We start from the raw sequence: 21,421 nt of genomic DNA on the forward strand, positions 1-21,421 counted from the left end.
GTTTTCCGTTGCAGCGTGGTGCCACTGGACAGCCTGTGATCTGGGCCCACGAGTCACGGCGGCGCAGCCGTCAGGCAGGGCAACTCAATGTCTCCGGTGTTGAGATTGTTGAAGAACGAACCCAATGGAGTGAGCAGGGGCCACAGCACCAGGACGTTTCGAGTCAGGGCGAACGCAACCGCATAGAGGACACCGAGCCCAAAGAGGAAGATCATGCCTTCGCCGCTCATCCCGTAGCCGACGTGGTACGCAGCGTACAGTGCTGCAGCGATTGCAATGCCGGCGGCCTGGCCGAAACTGGCGCTGAGGCGGGTCTGGATGAAACCGCGGAAGAACACGGTTTCAAATGCGCCGACGGTCAGAGACATCACAAGCAAGGGCACCCAGGCAACTGGTTCCGGAAGAGGATAGCCGACGAGTGTGATGGCGAACTGAATGGCCGCCAGAATCAGTCCCAGGGCTACCGCCGGCTTCCAGTTACCGAGCCACAGCCCGAGGTCGGCGGGCGGCCGCCCCCGGCCAACCGTGTAGAAGACAGGGCCCGCTACCCCCACGACGAGCCCAGCGCCGAAGCAAGGAACAGGCCCAGCACGTTCGTAACAGTAAAGACGGTAAAGGCCACACGGAACAGCGCTGTGACCGCCAGATAGAGCGCCGCCACCACGGCCAGATCCAACCTGTCTATTCCCTGCCGCCGCAGGCAGCGGGCCCGGAAACCAGAGCCAGACAAAGCGCCGAAACGGGCACACCAGACCGTAAACCGTCAGGTCGAGGAGCGCCAACAGCATCATCGCCGCGACCAGCCACGAGCACCACATCCAGGTGCGCCAGCTTTGAACCCCCTGCACGCTCATCGGGGCCGTCCTTTCGCATCAACTTCAGTTTGGTGCCAGTGGGCCCAAGTCGGTAGAGGCATTCGAACGTGACGGTGTCCTTGTCGACAGCTGGTCTCGGGCAGCCGGGCGCCATCTCCGCCAGTCGTCGTGGATCCGCTAGAGGTCGCCCGTGAGCAGGATCGGCGACGGCAACCCGAAGCGGCAGCCGCTGAACGCCGTGGCTGGGGGAGCGTCGGCCATTTTCATGCCGCGGGGGAGAGGAACCTGGTAGCCGGGCTTCGTTCGACGGCCGACCGGCTGTTCCAGCGGCTCGCAGGTTGTGCATATTCGGCCTTGATGGGCCACCTTGGCATGGACATGGCGTACCGTCACCCTCATGGGGACAGGACCGGAAGGCAGCTACCGCATCCGGGGTGCGCCGCGGCGAAAAGGGAAGTTCACGGTCGGCTTGCTTGCCCTGATCCTGGTCATTGTGAACGCCGTCGTAACGACCCTCGCTTCCATCGCAGTAGGTCCTGGTCCGCAGGGGCTGGGATTGGGCGGCCTCTTCGTGTTTTTTACCATTCCGCTGACCCTGTATGCGGTCTTCCTGGGGATCCTCTCCATCACCGGGAAGCAAGGAAGGCTCCCCGGGGCCATCGCTTTGGTGGTCACCGCCGGGGCGTTTCTGTACGGCATCTACTCCATGGCGCTTGAGGGCATGTCCTGAAGTTTCTGGGCCAAGCAGAAAAGGCGGGTGCGATGATCCACGCCCGACTTTCTGTGGTTCGTATCCGTCCTGGTCCAGCCAATCTGGGTCGGCGGGGAGTACCGCGGCGCAAGCCTTTTCGGATGCTGGCCTGTCTCAAATATCCTGACCCATCAGGGCCTGCATTTACGCGGTTGGGTCAGTCGTGGTGAGACAGCATGACTGCCCTTGTCTCACTACAGCTGACCCAAATCGCAGAATCTTGCCTTCGTTATGCGGCTCCAGGCCACAGCTGGCGACCTTCGACGCTGTCTGCGCCCGCCGGCGCGTTGCCGAATTGGGTCCCGTTCGAGGTTATGCGCATTGGCGTAGTCGGCCAAAGCGTCCCGCACGAATGCACGACCTTGTCCAGGCCCCGGCAGCCGACGTAGGTGTGCCCCGGAGTTGGCGGGTCCTGCGCTTGCACTTGGGAATCGTCAACTGCGTGAACCTGTTCTTGGCGGACTTCCCCAACCAGAACACCCCATGTACTCGCGGACGCTCACGCACCCGGCATCCTGAGCGGGGCCGCAGCCGCCCGGGCAGTGAACCGGGGCAGCGGACCGTCGCAACGAAAGAGGACGACGGCGGGAGGTCCCGCCGTCGTCCTCTCCATCCCGTCGGTGCGTCAGACGAGGCTGTCTTCATTCTCGCGCTGGGCTGCCCGGATCGCATGGGCGGGCGCCGCCGTGTGCGTGGGGTGCGGTGCGTGGCCATGGTGCCCGAAGGGGTTGAACCGGCTCAGGGCGAGCTCGGCGAAGGCGTAGGCGCTCTCGGCGTGTTCGGAGCGGTCCACACCGGCGATCTCGTCCTCGTGGCTGACCCGGAATCCGAGTGTCTTGTGGATGGCGAGGCCGATCACGGCCGTTCCGAGCCCGGACAGGGCAACCGTGATGAGCACGGCGACAGTCTGCGCGACGAACTGGTGGAGGCCGCCGCCGTAGAGGAGGCCCCCGCCTTCGCCTTTGACCGGAAGGGCGATGAAGCCCAGTGCCAGGGTGCCGAGGAGGCCGCCGCCAAGGTGGACGCCGACGACGTCGAGCGAGTCGTCGAACCCGAACTTGTACTTCAAGTCCACGAACACCGCGCAGGCAGCGCCGGCGAGCAGGCCCAGGCCCAGTGCGGCGAGGGGGCTGATGTTGGCACACGAGGGCGTGATCGCGACCAGGCCGGCGACGGCGCCGGACGCTGCGCCGAGGGAGGTCGGGTGGCCGTGCCGGATCTTCTCCGTCACGAGCCAGCTGATCACGGCTGCGGCCGGGGCGGCCAGGGTGTTGACCCAGATCAGGCCCGCCTGCTGGACGGTGGTGGCGGCGCCGGCGTTGAAGCCGAACCAGCCGAACCACAGGATGCCCGCGCCCAGCATGACGAACGGAATGTTGTGCGGGCGGTGGGCCGGGTCTTTGCCGAAGCCGTGCCGGTTTCCCAGGATCAGTACCAGAACGAGTGCCGCGGTGCCGGAGCTGATCTCAACGACGGTGCCGCCGGCGAAGTCGATGACCTGGCCGAAAACGGAACTGACCGCTCCGCCGGCGCTCATGAGGCCGCCACCCCAGACCATGAAGGCGAGGGGGCAGTACACGGCGGTGATCCAGATGGGGACGAAGATGGCCCAGGCGGTGAACTTGGTCCGGTCAGCGATGGCGCCGCTGATCAGGGCCACGGTGATGATGGCGAAGGTTGCGCTGTAGCCGGCCTTGATCAGGTCCGGCGAACCGATGATGTTGCTCAGCCCGAAGCTGGTGAACGGGTTGCCGACCACGCCGAGGATGCCAGTGCCGGTGGTCATGGAATAGCCCCACAGGACCCAGACGACACCGACGATCCCGACAGAGACAAAGCTCATCATCATCATGTTCAGCGCAGCCTTGGCCCGGGTCATTCCGCCGTAGAAGAGGCCGAGCGCCGGGGTCATGAGCAGCACGAGTGCCGCCGAGACCATCATCCAGATGCTTCCCGCAGTGAATTCCACCTGCGTGTCCCTTCCTGTCGTACCGCCATACCGGGACATGTCGCCGCCGGCCCCCGATCCGGATTCAATTTTCGCCGAGCCATGTTTCGGTTAAGGGGGAGAAAAGTTGCGGGCACGTTACAGGAATCGCCGCGGCGTGAAGATCACGTGACAGCCATGTTTCGGGAATGTTAACGGGGCCTCTCCGTCAACCCTTACGGGTGCACCCACGCGGGGCCGGACCCCCGGAATGGCGGGGGCCGGTTCCATTAGACCTGCCCGGTGGGCGCGTTGCGTCTGAGCCGCGGAATCCTGGCGCCCACGCGGCGGCCATCAGGTGCCGACGGGGTCGAAGGGTCCGTGCGGGGACCACCCCCTTGGGTGATGTCGACGCTGGTCCGGTCCAGGAGAACTTTGGGGCGGCGTGAGCGGGCGGTTTTGGGCTAGTGCCTGTGCGCAGGACCCTGGTTGCCTGGAGCACGTCCTCGTCCGCTGGCTTCACCCGGGTGTCCGGGCGGGTATCGAGCACAACGGAGGACCCGTCACCACGGCGGACGAAGTAGTCCGGGACGCGGGGATGCTGGGGGAGTGGCGATGGTATGGCTTGGAGATCGGACCGGTGAAGGGTCTATCCGGGTTGGGCCCATGCCTTGAAGCGCCGTGCCGGGAGGATTTTTGGCTTGTTAGGTCAGTTGCCCTGTCGAGTACAGACCCGGCAACCATCGCGGCCCGCCCCACGATTCGGGCCTTTGAATGGCTTGCAGAAAACGTGCCGGGCAAGACTTGGATCCCCGTCGTTGATCTAATGGGGCGCCCGAATGCCAGACCCATGGACGCCTCGGACTGGTTCAACCGGAATCCGTGACTGGGGTCCGGTCCTAACTCCTGTAACGGCCCGGACTCAGGCGCCCCGGCACGCAAAACCGGGGAGAGCGTTCAGCGGGTCCCAATCTGCAGATTCTGCAATCAAATAACTTCTACTTTACATAATGTTGATTATCGGCGTTATTGAAGAGGGTGCGGAGAGGGCTCAGTTGCACCCGTTCCATGCGGCGGCAGCCTAGCGGCCGCAGCCCGGTTCCCATCCGGTTCCCGGCGTGGTCCATTGTCTTCTGGACCGCCCGCACAGAGAATGAACCATGACGGTCTACCTGAGGTCCCTGGAAACTGCTGTCCCGCCAACTGTTTTGATCCAAACCGAAGCCCGGGACGTTTTCGCGGCCCAGCCGGGGCTCAGCAGGCTTGGCACCCGGCTGGTCGGCACCTGCTTCGATTCCGCGGCCATCGACACCCGCCACACGGCTGTTGAGGAAATGACCAAGGACCACCGGGCCGAGAGCCCGGTGTTTTTCGACGCCGACACAGGCCTGCTGCTCAGTCCCAGCACGAAAGTGCGCAACGACCTCTTCGCCACCGAGGCCACCAAACTCTTCATCGAGGCCGCAAAGAAAGCCCTGGCGGCCTGCCCTGAAATCACTTTACTTGACATAACTCACCTCGTTACCGTGTCCTGTACGGGTTTCTTCAACCCCGGACCGGACTACAAAATCGTCCGGGCCCTCGGCCTGAATCCCGCGGTACAGCGCTACCACCTGGGGTTCATGGGCTGTTATGCGGCGTTCCCGGCGCTCCGGGCCGCGAAGTCGTTCTGCGAGGCGGACCCGGACGCCGTCGTGCTGGTGGTCTGCGCCGAGCTCTGCTCGCTGCACGTCCGGACCTCCAACGATCCGGACACCATCATGGGATCTGCGCTGTTCGCCGACGGCGCGGCAGCGGCAGTCGTGACCGCGCGTGAGTTCCCGGACGATCCTGCACTGCTGCGACTGGACCACTTCGAGACGGTCCTGACGCCGGTCGGCGAGGAATCCATGGCCTGGAATATCGGCGACGAAGGCTTCGAGATGGTCCTGGGCAACTACGTCCCGCACATCATCGATGACCACATCATCGGCGCCCTGGAGCCACTCCTCTCCCGGGAAACCTCCCTGCAGGGGCTCCCCTACCGCGATATCCGGCACTGGGCCATCCACCCGGGAGGCCGCAGCATCCTCGACAAGGTCCAGTCCAGGCTGGACCTCAGCGACGAGCAGCTGGTGCCGGCCCGCGAGACCCTGCGCAACTACGGCAACATGAGCAGCGCCACTGTGCTCTTCGTGCTCCGCCACATCCTTGATCTGCCATCGGCCGACCGGGCCGACGACGGCGGCGAACGGATCTGTTCCATGGCATTCGGGCCCGGTCTGACCGTGGAAACGGCGCTCTTCACCAAAATCAGCAGCCGCGGCATCGGGACGGCGGCCTTGTCCGGGGACGCGGCCGCCCGGTCCGCCCAGCCCGAATCGGCCCTGGCCTGAGAAGCAGAGGTGGACCTACTGCGGGACCGCGCGGCGCACGCCGTCGAGGAGATGGACCTGCCCGGCTGCGATCCGGTCCGGCTTGACCGCACCTACGCCCAATTTGCGCTGGTCAACCGCACCGTTTCCGGCTGGCGCGGCATTTATCTGCGCCAGCTCAGGCCGCTCCTGAGCCGCAGCACGCCGGCCACGTTGCTGGACATCGGCTGCGGGGGCGGCGATGTGCCGGTCATCATCGCCCGCTGGGCCGCCCGCGACGGCCTCCGCCTGAAAATCACAGCCATCGATCCGGATCCGCGTGCCAGCCGCTTCGCCGCGGAGCGGCACCAGGCCGCGGGCGTGACGTTCCGTCAGGCCATGGCAGCGGAGCTGGCCAGCGAAGGCCTGAGCTTTGACCTGGTGGTGTCCAACCACGTCCTGCACCATCTGGCGGAGCACGAACTTCCCGTGTTCCTGGCCGAATCCGCCGGGCTCTGCCACGGCCGGGTCATCCACAACGATCTCCGGCGCAGCCCCGCCGCCTACGGTCTCTTCTTCGCCTCCTCCTGGCCCTTCACCGGCTCCTACATCAGGCAGGACGGCCTCACCTCGATCCGCCGCAGCTACACCACGGCCGAACTCCGGGCCGCCGCTCCCCCGGGCTGGAGCGTCCGCCGCCAAGCGCCGTTCCGCAACCTGCTGATCCTGGACAAGGGCAGCGGCCGTGGCTGACGTCCTGGTGATCGGCGGCGGACCGGTGGGACTGTTCATGGGCGCCCTGCTGCTCCAGCACGGCGTCAGCGTCCGGATCCTGGAACAACGGACTAGCCCCGAGCCGCACTCCCGCGCCATCGGCATCCATCCCCCGTCGCTGGACGCGCTTCAGGGGATCGGCGTCGCAGAGGACCTCGTGGCCGAAGGGGTCCCGATCCGGCGCGGCATCGCCCTCGGCGGTGGCGCCCGGCTCGCCGAGATGTCCTTTGCCGGCGTCTCCGACCGCTTCCCGTTCGTCCTCGCCCTGCCGCAGTCCCGGACGGCGGCGGTGCTCGAGGAACGCGTCCGCCAACTCGACGCCGGGGCCCTGCACCGCGGTGTCCGGGTCACCCGGCTGCATCACGACGGCGGCCGTGTCACCGCGGAGGCGAGCACCGGTGGCACTGGCACCGCCATCCGGCACTCGGCGGCCCTAGTGGTGGCCGCCGACGGCGTCAGATCGACCGTCCGCTCCCAGCTGGGCACCGCCGTGCGGGCGAAGAACTACCCGGACAGCTACTTGATGGGAGACTTCACCGACAGCACCGGATTTGGTCCGGACGCGGCACTGTTCCTGGAATCTGCAGGAATCGTGGAGTCTTTTCCGTTGCCAGGAGGGCTGCGCCGCTGGGTGGTGCGCCTCGCAGGCCCCGGGATCGGGCGGGACGCCCGCTGGCTCGTGAAACGGATCGGGGAACGCACCGGGATTGACGTCGACCCCGCGAGCAACAGCATGCTGAGCAGCTTCGGCGCACGCGCACGGCTGGCACGCAGGATGGTGAACGGCCGGACGGTGCTGATCGGCGACGCCGCCCATGAGATCAGTCCGATCGGTGGCCAGGGCATGAACCTGGGCTGGCTCGACGCCGTCGCCCTGGCGCCGGTGATTCTCGCCTCGCTGCGCGGCGCGGACGTGGGGGCGGACCTCCGAAACTTCGAGGTGAGCCGCCGGGCGGCAGCAGCCCGGGCGGCACGCCAGTCCGAAATCAACATGGCGCTGGGGCGGCCGCTGCCGGCGGGGCCGTTGTCAGTGCGGAACCGGGCCATCGCCGCGGCCGCGGCCATGCCGGCCCTCAACGGACTCGTAGCCCGCCGCTTCACCATGCAGTGAGTGCCCCGCCGGGGCTGCGGGCCCTCCCGCCCGGGGTCGCTCAGGCGGGCGTGAAGTAGCAGTCGTAGCTGTCCTGGCTGATAATTCTGCCGTCCCGGACCTCAAAAACGGCCGCAATCCTGGCGCGGATGACCTCGCCGGTGTCCCAGTGCGGAAGATCCATCAGCAGCGTGGCTGTCCAGTCGGCTTCCACCACCACACGGGTGCCTTCACACGTCGTGCGCCGCACTTCGAAACGCTGCCCCGAGATGACGTCCTGGGCTGCAGCCGCCCCCGCCAGGACCTGCCCGCGGTTCCGGATTGCCCCGGCCGGTGCCAGCAGATGGGGCGCCTCGTGCAGGGTGTAGTCCTCGGCCAGGAAGGGCAAGATATCCTTCGCTCCGCCGCCCGCCTCGAGAGCGCGCAGCAGGGCCAGAACGGTGTCCAAGGGGGCCAGCGAAGTCATGGAACGAGACTAGCCGACGGCGCCCGGCACCCCGGGTACCCATGCTGCCGCCGGGAATACACTTTCCCCATGGGCTGCTCTTCCCCGCCGCTCCGGCTCCCGGCCGGCGGAACGCGAATCTTCACGGTATGCGGTCTGGCTGCCGCCGTGGTCGGCCTCGCCATGACGGTTTCCTGCAGCGCAGCTACTTCCGGCGCCGGCACACCCTCGGCGCCAGCCATGGCGACGCCGGAGGCAGTTCCTGCGGCCGTCCCGGTCACCGCCGAGATCAACCAGCTCCGCGACAACTACAGCAACCAAATCATCGCCATCCAGTTGACCAATACCACCCCCGCCCCGGTGACGGTCCGCGGCGCGGGCCTGGCCAGCCCGCTCTTCGCCGGCACCATCGAGTGGCAGGCGACTCCCGGCGGGATCGAACTCCCGCCGGGGCAGACCAAGATGCTGCCGGCGCAACTGCGCGCCCCGGAATGCGGACTCCAGACAGAACCCGTGGGCGAGGGGCCCGCGCTGGTCCTGCGGCTTGCCGACGGTCCGGGGACCGGGTCCACGGCCACAGTGCGTCCCACTGATCCGTACGGGGTGCTCAGCCGCAACAACGCGGAAATGTGCCTCAGCCAGGCGGTCTCTGCGGTCGCCGGAATCCGGCTGGAACCGGAACTCGAGGTGGCCGCCGGCGGGCAGAGCGCAGTCATGAAGCTAACGGTCACGCCGCGAAGCACTCCCGGCGCCGTGAATCCCGGCTCAACGGGATCCCTGACGATCAACTCGATCGATCAGACCACCCTGCTCGAAGAGGACGCGTCCGCCCCGTGGCCCCGATCCGTTTCGTTCAGCGCCGGCGGCACAAGCCAGCAGCTCCGGTTGGGGATCCGGCCCGCACGCTGCGATCCGCACGCCGTAGCGGAGGACAAGGTGGGGACGCTGCTGCCGCTCAGGGTGTCCGTGGGCGGCCGGGACGGCATCCTGAAGGTCGACGCCGGAGCCGTGCTTCGTGGACGCATTTACGAATTCATTACGGCAGCTTGCGGACGCCAGTAGTCTGTTGCCATGTCACCAGACGCCAGGCCCACTGACTTCAGCGCCGCCCGCATCCATGAAACCGTCCAGCACCTACTGGCCGCCGGGGTGCTCCCCTCCATCGTCCAGGCCGGACATCCGGTGCTCCGGCAGCTCGCCGCGCCCTTTGACGGCCAGCTGAGCGACGCCGAACTTGGCCAGCTGATCGACCTGATGCGCAGTGTTATGCACAAGGCGCCCGGCGTCGGTCTGGCGGCCCCCCAGCTGGGAATCCCGCTGCAGCTCGCGGTGCTCGAGGACCAGTTCGAGGTCGATCCGGAGGTCGCCGCCGTCCGCGGACGGGAGCCGTTGCCGTTCTTCGCCATGCTGAACCCGTCCTACCAGCCACTGCCCGGCCCCACCGCGGCGTTCTACGAGGGATGCCTCTCACTGAACGGAGTGCAGGCGGCCGTCTCCCGCCCCGAGTCGGTCCGGCTCGACTTCACCGCTCCGGACCTAAGCCGGCAGCAGCGGGAGTTCAGCGGCTGGCAGGCGCGGATCGTCCAGCACGAAGCCGACCACCTGCACGGCATCCTCTACCTGGACCGCGCCGAGCTGCGGTCCATCAGCACCAATGCCGAATACGCTGCGCGCTGGTCGCAGCCCGATATCAGCCTCGCCCGGCAGGAACTCGGGTTCCTGCCGGACGCCTGAATCAAGTCACCGGGCCGCAGAGGCCGGGTTCGCCGTGGTCGGAAGGTACCGGGCCCACCACGCCAGGATCTGGTCGAAGCGCTGTTTGCGGTGGTGGGGCGTGCCGGCGCGCGACAGCTCATGGTTCTCCCCTGGGAAGACCAGGAACGCGGCCTCCACCCCGAGCTGTTTGAGCGCCGTGAAATACCGCTGCCCCTGTTCCACCGGGCACCGGAGATCGTCCTCGCTGTGAATGACCAACGCCGGGGTGCGCACCTGGTCCACCCGGGCCATCGGGCTCTGCGCCGCCATCAGTTCGGCCGAACGCCCGGTGTACTCCCCGCCGAAGAACCAGCCGATGTCGGAGGACCCGATGAAACTCACGGGATCCAGGAATCCGCGTTCCACGATGGCGGCCCTGAAGCGGTGGTCATGGCTGATGGTCCAGGCAGTCAGGTAGCCACCATAGGAACCTCCCATGATGCCGAGCGACCCGGCGTCGAGCTCCTCGAACTTGCCGAGCGCGCCGTCGAGGAAGGCCAGGACGTCCTGCATGTCCAGGGTGCCCATCTTCTCCTTGATGGCCCGGCCGTGGGCCTGGCCATAGCCGGCGGAGCCGCGCGGGTTGCACATCAGGACCGCGTAGCCCGCCGCGGCATAGACCTGGGCCTCATCGAAAAGCGCTCCGGTGAACTGGGCGAACGGGCCGCCGTGGATGTTGAGCAGGACCGGGTGCGGGCCCTCGCCCGGCGGCTTCACGAGCCAGCCATGGACGGGGTAGCCGTCGCCGGAAGCGACCGTGAGCTCGAGCGGTTCGATGATTCCGGCGTCCGCACGCAGTGGGGCGGAAAAATCGGTCAGGGTGCGGGGTTGCCCGCCGTCGAGCACCGCAACATCCCCCGCGGTCGCCGCATCGGCGAAGCTGACCACGACCGATCCGCCGCCGGCCGCGGCACCGGTGACCACCCGTTCGCCCTTGACCAGACGCCGGTGGTTCCCGGCGGCCTGGAATTCTAGCAACTCAACCGTTCCCCGGGTGTTGTTCAGCAGCAGCGCCGAGCCAGACCCGGCCAGTTCGATCCGGCCGTTGCAGCCGAGGTCCATCGTCTCGGCGTCGCTCAGCCGCGCGGCGTCGCCGCCGCCGGCCGGCAGCACGTAAAGCGCGGTGTTGCGTGCCACGAAGTCCTGTCCCGACCCGCCCAGGTCCTGGGCGAGGAAAAACAGCCACTGCCCGTCCTGCGACTGCCGGACGGCGTGGACGCTCTGGCGGCCGGTGTTGGCCGGGGCGACGGGTTCCGGCTCCGATCCCCCGGTGCCTTCCCCCATAGCGCCCTCTTCCAGAGCGCCCTCCCCCACGGCGATGCGGTAGATGCCGCTGGCGAGATCGGCGTCGCTGCCCTCGTGCAGGGCTGCCGTGAAGTAAATGTTGTTGCCGTCGGTGCTGAAGCTGGCGCCGTTGTGGTCAGTGGCAGCGGAGGTGAGCTGCCGCGCGACCGGCAACAGGCCGGGCGGGTTGCTGCCGTGAACAGCTGAGGTGCGGTCCTTCAGTGCCCGGCCGGCCGGCGCCACTTTGGGTTCGGATCCGAGTGCGGGCAGCTCGAGCAGGAAAAGCTGCACCGGCTTGTCCGCGGTATAGCCGACGCCGTTCATCCGGTACTGGTAGTCGGTGATCAGCCGCGCGTCCTCGGATCCCGCGGAGACCCCAGCGGTATCGCCGTAGCGCCCCTCCTCCGGAGTCCGGGCACTGTAGACGACGCGCCGCGAGTCAGGCGACCATGCGAACGCCGACACCCCCAGCGGGGCATCGGTGACCGGCTGCGGCTCCCCGCCGCCCGCCTCCACGATGTGGAGCTGGGGTTTGCCGCCGGCAGCGGCGCGCAGGAACGCGAGCACCTGTCCGTCCGGGGAGAAATCCGGGGCCGTGTCGCGGAATCCGCGGGTCAGGCGGCGTGGAGGCTGGTCCGGGTCCAGCGGGACAGTCCACAGCTGGCCGACGTAGGCATCGGCGTCGAAGTCGGGCCGGAGCACGGACACCACGGCACGCGTGCCGTCCGGATGCACGGCGGGAGCGGAAACGGAATTGATCAGCGGGAGATGTTCTGATTTCACCTGTGCGAGCCTAGCCCCAGTTCCCCCGGCTGTGAAACAGCTCACCCCGGCGCGCCGGACGCCGTGGCAGCGCGCCCACGCCGTGCCGGGTGCGCCGCCCCTAGGATGGACACTATGCCCCCCGTCCCCGCCGCCGCCCTGCTGTGCCCGGTCTGCCGGAACCGCCTCGGATTCAGCGACGGCGCCGCCCGCACCTTGGTATGCCCGGCCGGCCACAGCTTCGACGCGGCGAAACAGGGGTACTTCAATTTCCTGGTGGGCAAAGGCACGGTGTTCGAGTCCGACACCGCCGACATGGTCGCCGCCCGCTTCGACTTCCTCTCCGCCGGCCACTACCGTCCACTCGCCGGCGCCGTGGCGGAGCTGGCCGCCCCGGTGCTGTCCGGCGGCACGGCGCAGAATCCCAGGACGGTGCTGGACGCCGGTACCGGCACCGGCCACTACCTCCGGGCCCTGCTGGACCGGATGGCTGCCGACGGGGCGCCCACGGCGGCCGTCGGCCTGGACATTTCGAAGTTCGCGCTCCGCCGGGCCGCCAGGCTGAATCCGGAGGCCGTGAACCTCGTCTGTGACGTCTGGCAGCCGCTGCCGGTCGCTGACGGCGCGGCCGACGTCGTCACCGTGGTTTTCGCGCCGCGCAACGCGGGCGAGTTCGCCCGGGTGCTTCGTCCTGGCGGCCGGCTCATCGTGGTGACCCCCCGGCCGGGCCATCTCGGGGAGATCGCGGGGCGCGCCGGGATGCTTGGGATCGACCCGGCGAAGGACGAGCGGCTCGCGGCGTCGCTCGAGGGACATTTTTCAGCGCTGTCCGCCGACAATCTGGACGTGCCGCTCCGGCTGGCCCCGGACGACGTCGCCAGGCTGGCCCTCATGGGGCCGGCCGGACATCATCTGGACCGCGGAGCGTTGGCGTCCCTCGCGGCCTCCCTGCCGCCGCTGACATCTGTGTCGGCCCGTTTCCGGATCAGTGTTTTCGAGCCGCGCCGCTAGTCCTGCGGTACTCCAGGTAACGGCTTGGCCACTTTCGCCGGCGGCCCTCCGCGGTCCTCGGCAGGCGTTGCCCTTCGGCTTAGGATGGAATCACAGTTACTGAGGGTCTGCGCCCGCAGCCCCCGGTGCGAAGGGGGAAACGATGTTTGAATGGCTGCCCGAAAACTGGTGGGCCCTGTGGCTCACGGTCTTCCTGGTGTTCGCTGTGGTGGAGATGCTCACCCTCGACCTGTTCTTCATCATGCTCGGCGGCGGGGCCCTGGCAGGTCTGGTGGCAGCCTTCGCGGGCGCGAACCCGGGCCTGCAGATTGTGGCCTTCTGCGTGGTTTCCCTCCTGATGATCGGCTTCGTGCGGCCGGTTGCGCTCAAGCACCTGCACAAGGGCCCGGCGGACCGCCGCAGCAACGTTGAACGGCTGATCGGCGAATCCGCCCTCGTGATGGAGCCGGTCAGCGCGAGCGGCGGCCTGGTCAAGATCGGCGGGGACGTCTGGAGCGCCCGTTCCGAGACCGGCGTCCTTGCGCCGGGCCAGCGGGGGATCGTCAGCGCGATCGACGGCGCCACCGCCGTCGTTGCCCCGCAGCCGGAAACCGCCATCCAGTAGCAGGCGCAAGAATTCCGGCGGCCGCCAGCGGTGCCGGGCACGCGGCGGGACACCGCCGCGCACCATAGCAAGACCAATCTGGGGAATAGGTGATGTATGGATATCGCAGTCGCAATCGTGCTGCTGGTTCTCGTTGCGTTCGTAATAATCGTGCTGGTCCGGTCGGTGCGGATTGTCCCGCAGGCCCGTGCCGGCGTCGTCGAACGGCTGGGCAAGTACCAGCGGACGCTGAACCCCGGCCTCACGATCCTGATCCCGTTCGTGGACCGGCTGCTGCCGCTGCTTGACCTGCGCGAACAGGTGGTCTCCTTCCCGCCGCAGCCGGTCATCACCGAGGACAACCTGGTTGTCTCGATCGACACGGTCGTCTACTTCCAGGTCACCGATGCGCGGGCGGCCACGTACGAGATCGCCAACTACATCCAGGCGGTGGAACAGCTCACCACCACGACGCTCCGCAACGTCGTCGGCGGACTGAACCTCGAAGAGGCCCTGACCTCCCGTGACCAGATCAACGGGCAGCTGCGCGGCGTGCTGGACGAAGCGACCGGCCGCTGGGGCATCCGGGTCTCCCGGGTGGAGCTCAAGGCCATTGATCCGCCCCACTCCATCCAGGACTCGATGGAGAAGCAGATGCGGGCAGAGCGCGACCGCCGCGCCGCCATCCTGACCGCGGAAGGCACCAAGCAGTCCGCCATCCTGACCGCCGAAGGACAGCGGCAGTCCTCGATCCTGAAGGCCGAGGGTGACGCGAAAGCGGCGATCCTCCGGGCCGACGGCGAGGCGCAGGCCATCCAGAAGGTGTTCGACGCGATCCACAAGGGCAACCCGGACCAGAAGCTCCTGGCCTACCAGTACCTGCAGACCCTTCCGAAGATCGCCGAAGGATCCGCCAACAAGCTCTGGATCATCCCCAGTGAAGTCGGCGAAGCCCTCAAGGGCATTGGCAACGCACTCGGCGGCAGCAAGGACGGCCAGTTCAACGACGGGCTGTTCGGCCCCGGATCCGACGCCGCGGCGGAACCCGCTGCCACCCGCCCGGCAAGACCCGCCACCGCTCCCGCGCCAGCCGCCACAACCGCTGCCACAGCTCCTGCGGCAGCGGCCGACGCCGGTCCGACAGGCTTCCCGGGGCAGCCGGAGGCCTAAACTCCCGAACGAAAGGGGAGGCAGCCGCGCCGCGGGTGCCTCCCCTTCCCCGTGGGCGGAACCGCCCGTGTTTCCGTGGGCGGAACCGCCCGCGCGGACCCAGCAGGCTTTACCAGAGGTGCCCTGTTCCCGTATACTTGAATATTTGTCCGGCTCGTTCAGTCGGGCGGAACAATTAAGCTTCGCGAAGCGTTTCATACAGTGACGATTTGTCCGGTATGGGTCCGGTTGAGACGGCGCAACGCAAACAACAGTCCGGTGCGGCCTCACGGCCCCCGGCAAACGCAGGGCATGACCCTGCGAACCGAATAGAGGGAGAAAAGATGAGCGATCGCAGCCTGCGGGGTATGCGCCTCGGCGCACAGAGTATGGAGACTGAATCCGGCGTCGAACCGGCTCCGCGCCAGCGGGTTGAATACCGTTGCGCGGACGGCGAGCAGGTATTCGTGACCTTCTCCTCCGAAGCGGAGATCCCCCCGGTATGGGTGTCGAAGACCGGCAAGGAAGCCTTGCTCGTCGACGGCGAACGCCCCGTGAACCTCAACGAGAAGGCAGTCCGCACGCACTGGGACATGCTCCTGGAACGTCGCTCACTGCCTGAACTCGAGCAGATCCTCGCGGACCGCCTGACGATCCTGCGCGAACGCCGCGGCGAACGGCGCTCAGCCTAGCCAGCCCGCGCACCCGCCACTTCAAACAACGCGGGGTCACTTACAGCCCATCCTGATGCCTCGGATGGGCCGGAAGTGACCCCGCGTTGTTTTGGTTTAAGGGCCGGCGCACTTATGCCGGCGCCGGCTAGGCCTTCTTGCCGGGGAGCTTCCCGGCGAGGGTGTTCCAGCGGGCGGTCAGGCCCCACCGGGTGACATTGATCATGGCTTCGACCACGATGTTTCCGCTCATCTTCGAGTCGCCCAGTTCCCGCTCGACGAAAGTGATGGGGCGCTCCACAATCGTGAGACCGAGCTTCGCCACCCGCCAGGCCAGGTCCACCTGGAATCCGTAGCCGACTGAATCGACGGTGTCCAGGTTCAGTTTTTCCAGGGTGCCCCGGCGGAACGCGCGGAAGCCTCCGGTGACGTCCTTAATCTTCAAGCCAAGCATGAGCCGCGCGTAGGTGCTCCCCACCCGGGAGATCGCCTGCCGGTACAGCGGCCAGTTCACGACGCTGCCACCGGGTACCCAGCGCGAGCCCATGGCGAGGTCGGCGCCCTGTTCCACGGCCTCGAGGAGCTGGGGAAGCTGCTCGGGCTGGTGCGAGCCGTCGGCGTCCATCTCCACGAGGACGTCGTATCCGGCCTCGAGCCCCCACCTGAAGCCGGCGATGTACGCGGCCCCGAGGCCGGCCTTGCCCGCACGGTGCAATACGTGGACCTGGCTGTCCTCCGCGGCGAAGCGGTCCGCCAGCTGCCCGGTGCCGTCGGGGCTGTTGTCGTCGACAACCAGGACATCGGAGCCCGGCACAGCCGCGCGGAGGCGCTCGAGGGTCTTGGGCAACGATTCCAGCTCGTTGTAGGTCGGGATGATCGTGAGGACACGCACAGCGAGGCCTTTCCTTGAAGGGAGCGGTCAAACGCCGGGCGGACTGTGGTGAGCTGACACCAGGCGCAGCTCTCCATTATAGGGAGTCGCCGGAGCGTCCCGGGGCCATCCAGGGCCCGTCCCCCGGCCCATCAGGGTCCTCCCGGGCGGGTCCACCCGCTGCGGGCCAGTTTCGGCAGCCCGTGAAATAAGCCGCCGGAACCGTTTTCTACTGCGAAGTGGACCCGCCCCCAGGGAGTACCCATGGCCACGACCAGGGAAGCTGCCGCGCTAGCGGCAACCTGAAGCTGACCGGGGGACGTCCGGAGGCTGCGGTCCCCGCAACCCTCCGTTGACCCTCAATGCTACGGGCAGGCCCTGATCTGTCAACCGCTCCGTGACCTGCCGTTTCATCCATCGTCGCAGGTCAGGGCCGTGTTGCGGCGGGAAAAGTTTCGGGACGGGCCCGGCGGCCGGGGTCCCGGCCGTCAGGCCCGGAGTGCGCCGCTGGAGTACAGTTCCCGGCCGTCCCTGACCGTCTGCAGGCAGCCCGGCTCGGCGCCGGTGTCCAGCGCCGGCAGCAGCGGCGTCCGGGCCCGGGGGTCCGTGCTCCACGACTGGACCCGGCCGTCGGACACCTGGACCATCAGCTCCTCGACCTGCCACACGGCGAAGCTCGCGGGGGCGCCGGGTACCAGCTGGCCCGCCATCGGGTTCCGGTACCGGGCAGCCCGCCAGCCCGCCCGCGTGTGTCCGAGGAACGCCGCACGGGCAGAGATCTGCTCCGCCGGGTTGTTGTGCTGCAGGCACGCCCGGACGCTTGCCCAGGGACGCAGTGGCGTCACCGGGCTGTCACTGCCAAAGCAGATCGGGACGCCGGCGGCGTAGAAGGAGGCGAACGGGTTTATCCCGGCGCGCCGGGAGCCCAGCCGCTGCTGGTAGAGACTGCCCTCACCGCCCCAGGCAGCGTCGAAGCCGGGCTGGGCACTGACGGAAACGGAGTACTTGGCCAGCCGGCTGATCGCCTCCGCGTCGGCGAGCTCGACATGTTCGAAGCGGTGGCCCGCGGCGCGGACCTTCTGCTCCCCCACCTCCGCAGCCGCCTGGTCCAGGGCGTCCAGCGCGGCGTCGAGGCCGGCGTCGCCGATCACATGGAAGCCTGCCTGGATCCCCAGCATCGAGCACGCTGCCAGGTGGGCCGCCGCTTCCGCGACCGAGAGGTACAGGCTGCCGCGTTCGCCCGGGGCGTCGCTGTAGTCCGCCCGCAGCGCCGCGGTCCGCGAACCGATTGAGCCGTCGATGTTCAGGTCCCCCGCGAGGCCGAGCACGGACACGCCCAGGCCCTCCAGGATCGACTGGGCATGTTCCGCCGAGTCGGCCAGCTGGCCCCAGTACGGCAGGATCTCCGGGACCGCGTCCGGCCCCGCGTTCCAGGCCGCGGCGAGCTGCAGGTCCTCGGTGCTGCCGATGTGCGGCGCCGCCATTTCAGCCAGGGCCACGTAGCCGTTGGCGGCCGCTTCGGCCAGGGCACGCTGCTGGTAGCCGCGGATCGCGGCGGCGGGCACCCGGCGCGCAGCCAGCCGCGCGGCGGTGTGCGCGGCACTTTTGACCTGGCCGCCCGCACCGGCGCCCTCGATCCCGTCGAGGCCGGCGGTCCCTGCCAGCGAGGAGGACACAAGGGCGGAGTGCACGTCGACCCGCGAGAGGTACACCTGGCGCCCGCCGGAGGCGCGGTCCAGGTCTTCCCGGGACGGCAGCGTGGAGTCCGGCCACTGGGTCTCGTCCCAGCCGTGGCCCAGCACGGTGCCGCCCGCGCCGGAAGCGGAGGCGCTGAAGCCGGCGACGGCGTCGAGCAGTTCCCGGGCGGAGCGCACCCCGCCCAGCTGCAGGGAGTCCAGTGCGATGCCGGTCTCGGTGAGGTGGACGTGGGAGTCGACGAAGCCGGGAGCCAGGAGCGCGCCCTGCAAATCGATGACCTCCATTGAGGAATCGGCAATCGAGGTCGCCGCCTGTTCCGAGCCAACCCAGGCGACGGTGTCGCCGTCGACCAGCATCGCCGTCGCGAAGGGGTCGGCGGCGGTGTAGACGGAACCGTTCCGGTACAGCGTCACCTTGTGCGGCGCGGGGGTGGCTGGTGAATCGGTCATGGGGCGGTGACTCCTTGGGGCTGGTGTCCGGCGCGGGCCGGACGGTTTCAACGGTGCTGGCATGGTCCGGTGCTGGCATGGTCCGGTGCTGGCCTGATCCGGTGGTGGCATGATCCGGTGGCGGCATGATCGGCGCGAGGGCCGGGCCGCGGCGGTCAGGCCACGGAGGAATACGCGACGACGCCGCGCTTGATGAGCTTGATGGCTTCGCCGCACAGCCGCGCCACCCGCGGGTCCAGCGACGGTATTTTGGCCAGCTGGTCCAGCAGGTCGATGACCTGTTTCACCCAGCGGACGAAGTCGCCCGCGGCAAGGTCAGTGCCGCTGAGGACGTCCTGCAGGTGCCGGCCCCTGGCCCACTTGAAGATCGGCCAGACCAGGCCGAGCTCGGGTTCGCCGGTGAGCGGTAGCTTGCTGGCCTCCTCGACGTCCTCCAGGGCGGACCATTCCTGCACCACGATGTCGATGGCGGACTCGAGGGACACGCTCGGCATCTTGGGCCGGAGCCCGCGGTCCTCACGTTTGGCCTGGTAGACCAGGATGCTGGCCAGGGCAGCGACCTCGGCGGCGTCAAGGTCACTGAAGGCCCCCAGCCGCAGGGACTGGGAAATCAGCAGGTCCTTCTCGCCGTAGATGCGGCGCAGCCGCTGCCCGTCGGCGCTGATGGTGAGCACCCCGGCGTCGGAGGTTTCCAGGTAGCCGTAGCTGGACAGGACGCCGCACACCCGGTCGAAGGTCTTGGCAATGGTGTTGGTGCGGCCCTGGATCTGGCGGACCAGCCCGTCGGTCTCCTGGCGGAGCTTCCAGTAGCGCTCAGACCAGCGAGCGTGGTCCTCGCGTTCACTGCAGCCATGGCACGGGTGGGCGCGGAGTTGGCGGCGCAGCTCGGTGATCTTCTTTTCAAGGTCCGGCTGGGCTGCGGCGCGGCCAAAGTCCTCGTTCCGGTTTGGCGGCGCCGGGGGCCGGTTCTCGCGCAGGGCATTGCGGACCGAGGACGCCAGATCCCGCCGTGACTTGGGCACCTTGGCATTGAAGGATTTCGGGATGCGGACCCTGGTGATCGGGGCCAGCGGCCCTTCCACGTCCTGGGTGCCGATCCGCCGCAGCTGGTTGTCCAAGGTCATCACGGCTGGCCGCGGCTCGCGGGAGTGGTGGTCGGAGCTGAGGACGACGGCGATGCCGGGTGCGCGGCCGGTGGGTACGTCCACCACGTCCCCGGGGAGCAGCCGGCTCAGGGAGTCCTCGGTCACGGATTTCCTGGCCCGTGAGCTGGTTTGGGAGGCGTTCTTCTCCGCGTCGGAAAGCGCACGGCGGATCCGGGAGTAGTCGGTGAAGTCGCCGAGGTGGCACGTCATCGCCTTGCTGAAGCCCGCCAGGGATTCCTCGCGGCTGCGCACCTGTTTCGCGAGCCCGACCACGGAGCGGTCGGCCTGGAACTGGGCGAAGGAGGACTCAAGGATCTCCCGCGCCCGGGGCCGGCCGAACTGTGCGAGCAGGTTGATGGACATGTTGTACGTGGGCCGGAAGCTGGAGTTCAGCGGGTACGTGCGGCGCGAGGCGAGGCCGGCGACGGCGGCGGGATCCGTGCCGGGCTGCCACAGGACCACGGCGTGGCCCTCGACGTCGATCCCGCGGCGGCCGGCGCGGCCGGTCAGCTGGGTGTACTCACCCGCGGTGATGTTGACGTGTGCCTCGCCGTTGAACTTCTCGAGCTTCTCCAGCACAACGGAGCGGGCCGGCATGTTGACGCCGAGCGCCAGGGTTTCGGTCGCGAACACGGCCTTGACCAGCCCGTCGACAAAGAGCTTTTCAACGACTTCCTTGAAGGTGGGCAGCATCCCGGCGTGGTGGGCTGCCAGTCCGCGCAGCAGCCCGTCGCGCCAGCTCCAGAAGCCCAGGATGTCCAGGTCATCGGAGGGGATGTCCTGCGCCGCCTCATCGACGCGCCGCGCAATGATGAGCTGCTCCTGCTCGGTGGTCAGCCACAGCCCGGCGGCGACGCACTGTGCCACGGCCGCGTCGCAGCCTGCGCGGGAGAAAATGAAGGTGATGGCCGGCAGCAGGTCCTGCCGGTCCAGGCTGGCGATGACCTGGGGGCGGCTGGCCTTCCGGACCGGGCTGCGCGTGCCGCCCTGGGGGGCCTCGTCGCGCTGGTTGTGCTGGCGCCGGACGTTCCGGCCACCCTTGCTGAAGCGGCCTCGGAAGTTCATCTGGCTCTCGGCGCGGGCCATGGAGAGCAGCTCGGGGTTGACCTCGAACCCCGTGCGGGCAGTCAGGTCCGCCGTTTCCGCGGTGGCGGCGGACGAGGCCGCCGCGCCGGCCGGGGCGATCTCATCGAAGCTGGTGTCGCCGGCGAAGAGGTCCACGATCTTCCGGCCCACCATCACGTGCTGCCAGAGCGGCACCGGCCGGTGCTCGGAAACGATCACGTCGGTCTGGCCGCGCACAGTGTCCAGCCAGGCGCCGAATTCTTCGGCGTTGGACACCGTCGCACTGAGCGAGGCCACCTGGACTTCGCTGGGCAGGTGGATGATGACCTCTTCCCAGACGGCGCCCCGGAACCGGTCCGCGAGGTAGTGGACTTCGTCCATCACGACGTAGCCGAGGTCGCCGAGGGTGCTCGAATCCGCGTAGAGCATGTTGCGGAGCACCTCGGTGGTCATCACGACGACGGGGGCGTCGCCGTTGATGGATGTGTCGCCGGTCAGGAGGCCCACCCGGTCGGGACCGTACTTGTCGGCCAGCTCCGAGTACTTCTGGTTGCTCAGGGCCTTGATCGGGGTCGTGTAGAAAGCCTTGAGCCCGCGCTGCAGCGCCAGGTAGATGGCGAACTCCCCCACGATCGTCTTGCCGGCACCGGTGGGGGCGGCCACCAGGACGCCCCGGCCGGCCTGCAGGGACAGGCACGCCTCGCGCTGGAAGTCGTCGAGTTCGAAGGCAAGCGAACGGATGAAGCCGCCCAGATAGGTTTTGGCTTCTGCGGCCCGCTCGGCGCTGGCTCGGTAGCGGTCAGACGGCGATTCCGGCCCGGGTAGTGAGGACATGCTTCCAGC

The 21,421-nt window shown here is 68.1% G+C and carries 17 protein-coding genes; 10 read left to right on the top strand and 7 right to left on the bottom strand.

Annotated features, from left to right (window positions below; all coding sequences use genetic code 11):
* Positions 1-53: 53 nt before the first annotated feature.
* Complete coding sequence (locus AC1MFL_RS18720; RefSeq protein ID WP_479811896.1) at positions 54-854, bottom strand: CPBP family intramembrane glutamic endopeptidase; 801 nt, start codon at positions 852-854, stop codon at positions 54-56.
* Positions 855-1,212: 358 nt separating this feature from the next.
* Here AC1MFL_RS18720 and AC1MFL_RS18725 point away from each other — a divergent pair, with 358 nt between their 5' ends.
* Complete coding sequence (locus AC1MFL_RS18725) at positions 1,213-1,545, top strand: hypothetical protein (RefSeq protein ID WP_479811897.1); 333 nt, start codon at positions 1,213-1,215, stop codon at positions 1,543-1,545.
* Between the two features lie 646 nt (positions 1,546-2,191).
* Here the strand turns inward: AC1MFL_RS18725 and AC1MFL_RS18730 are convergent.
* Positions 2,192-3,535: an ammonium transporter gene (locus AC1MFL_RS18730; RefSeq protein WP_479811899.1), complete on the bottom strand. Its 1,344-nt coding sequence runs from the start codon at positions 3,533-3,535 to the stop codon at positions 2,192-2,194.
* Between the two features lie 1,118 nt (positions 3,536-4,653).
* Here AC1MFL_RS18730 and AC1MFL_RS18735 point away from each other — a divergent pair.
* Genes AC1MFL_RS18735 through AC1MFL_RS18745 form a run of 3 tightly spaced genes read left to right on the top strand, consistent with a single transcriptional unit; the run spans position 4,654 to position 7,711 of the window.
* A complete protein-coding gene (locus AC1MFL_RS18735; protein WP_479811901.1) occupies positions 4,654-5,868 on the top strand; it encodes a type III polyketide synthase in 1,215 nt (404 codons plus the stop codon).
* Positions 5,869-5,919: 51 nt separating this feature from the next.
* A complete protein-coding gene (locus AC1MFL_RS18740) occupies positions 5,920-6,579 on the top strand; it encodes a class I SAM-dependent methyltransferase (protein ID WP_479815564.1) in 660 nt (219 codons plus the stop codon).
* A complete protein-coding gene (locus AC1MFL_RS18745) occupies positions 6,572-7,711 on the top strand; it encodes an FAD-dependent oxidoreductase (protein WP_479811903.1) in 1,140 nt (379 codons plus the stop codon). Before AC1MFL_RS18740 ends, AC1MFL_RS18745 begins: the two co-directional genes overlap by 8 nt.
* Before the next feature lie 40 nt (positions 7,712-7,751).
* On the opposite strand, the gene AC1MFL_RS18750 is transcribed toward AC1MFL_RS18745, so the two are convergent.
* On the bottom strand, positions 7,752-8,156 hold the full coding sequence (locus tag AC1MFL_RS18750; RefSeq protein ID WP_479811905.1) for a nuclear transport factor 2 family protein: 405 nt from the start codon (positions 8,154-8,156) through the stop codon (positions 7,752-7,754).
* Positions 8,157-8,225: 69 nt separating this feature from the next.
* On the opposite strand from AC1MFL_RS18750, the gene AC1MFL_RS18755 reads away from it, so the two are divergent.
* Positions 8,226-9,197, top strand: a complete 972-nt coding sequence (locus AC1MFL_RS18755) for a hypothetical protein (RefSeq protein WP_479811907.1) — start codon at positions 8,226-8,228, stop codon at positions 9,195-9,197.
* Positions 9,198-9,206: 9 nt separating this feature from the next.
* Complete coding sequence (locus AC1MFL_RS18760; RefSeq protein WP_479811909.1) at positions 9,207-9,869, top strand: peptide deformylase; 663 nt, start codon at positions 9,207-9,209, stop codon at positions 9,867-9,869.
* 6 nt (positions 9,870-9,875) lie between these two features.
* Here AC1MFL_RS18760 and AC1MFL_RS18765 read toward each other — a convergent pair whose 3' ends face one another.
* On the bottom strand, positions 9,876-11,957 hold the full coding sequence (locus tag AC1MFL_RS18765; protein ID WP_479811910.1) for a S9 family peptidase: 2,082 nt from the start codon (positions 11,955-11,957) through the stop codon (positions 9,876-9,878).
* Positions 11,958-12,071: 114 nt separating this feature from the next.
* Between AC1MFL_RS18765 and AC1MFL_RS18770 the strand changes: the two genes are divergently transcribed.
* The 4 genes from AC1MFL_RS18770 (at position 12,072) to AC1MFL_RS18785 (ending at position 15,371) form a co-directional block, all read left to right on the top strand.
* Complete coding sequence (locus tag AC1MFL_RS18770) at positions 12,072-12,947, top strand: methyltransferase domain-containing protein (protein WP_479811912.1); 876 nt, start codon at positions 12,072-12,074, stop codon at positions 12,945-12,947.
* A gap of 142 nt (positions 12,948-13,089) precedes the next feature.
* Positions 13,090-13,551, top strand: coding sequence for an NfeD family protein (locus tag AC1MFL_RS18775; RefSeq protein WP_479811914.1), 462 nt, complete (start codon positions 13,090-13,092; stop codon positions 13,549-13,551).
* Positions 13,552-13,647: 96 nt separating this feature from the next.
* Positions 13,648-14,700: an SPFH domain-containing protein gene (locus tag AC1MFL_RS18780; protein ID WP_479811916.1), complete on the top strand. Its 1,053-nt coding sequence runs from the start codon at positions 13,648-13,650 to the stop codon at positions 14,698-14,700.
* Between the two features lie 323 nt (positions 14,701-15,023).
* Positions 15,024-15,371, top strand: coding sequence for an RNA polymerase-binding protein RbpA (locus tag AC1MFL_RS18785; protein WP_226761285.1), 348 nt, complete (start codon positions 15,024-15,026; stop codon positions 15,369-15,371).
* A gap of 127 nt (positions 15,372-15,498) precedes the next feature.
* Here the strand turns inward: AC1MFL_RS18785 and AC1MFL_RS18790 are convergent, their stop codons facing one another.
* The 3 genes from AC1MFL_RS18790 to AC1MFL_RS18800 form a co-directional block, all read right to left on the bottom strand.
* Entirely contained in the window at positions 15,499-16,242 is a 744-nt protein-coding gene (locus tag AC1MFL_RS18790; RefSeq protein WP_479811918.1) for a polyprenol monophosphomannose synthase, read from the bottom strand.
* Positions 16,243-16,709: 467 nt separating this feature from the next.
* A complete protein-coding gene (locus AC1MFL_RS18795; protein ID WP_479811920.1) occupies positions 16,710-18,368 on the bottom strand; it encodes an amidohydrolase in 1,659 nt (552 codons plus the stop codon).
* 155 nt (positions 18,369-18,523) lie between these two features.
* A complete protein-coding gene (locus AC1MFL_RS18800; RefSeq protein WP_479811922.1) occupies positions 18,524-21,412 on the bottom strand; it encodes a DEAD/DEAH box helicase in 2,889 nt (962 codons plus the stop codon).
* Positions 21,413-21,421: the final 9 nt, after the last annotated feature.

This window comes from Arthrobacter sp. BG3 (genome assembly GCF_056680185.1).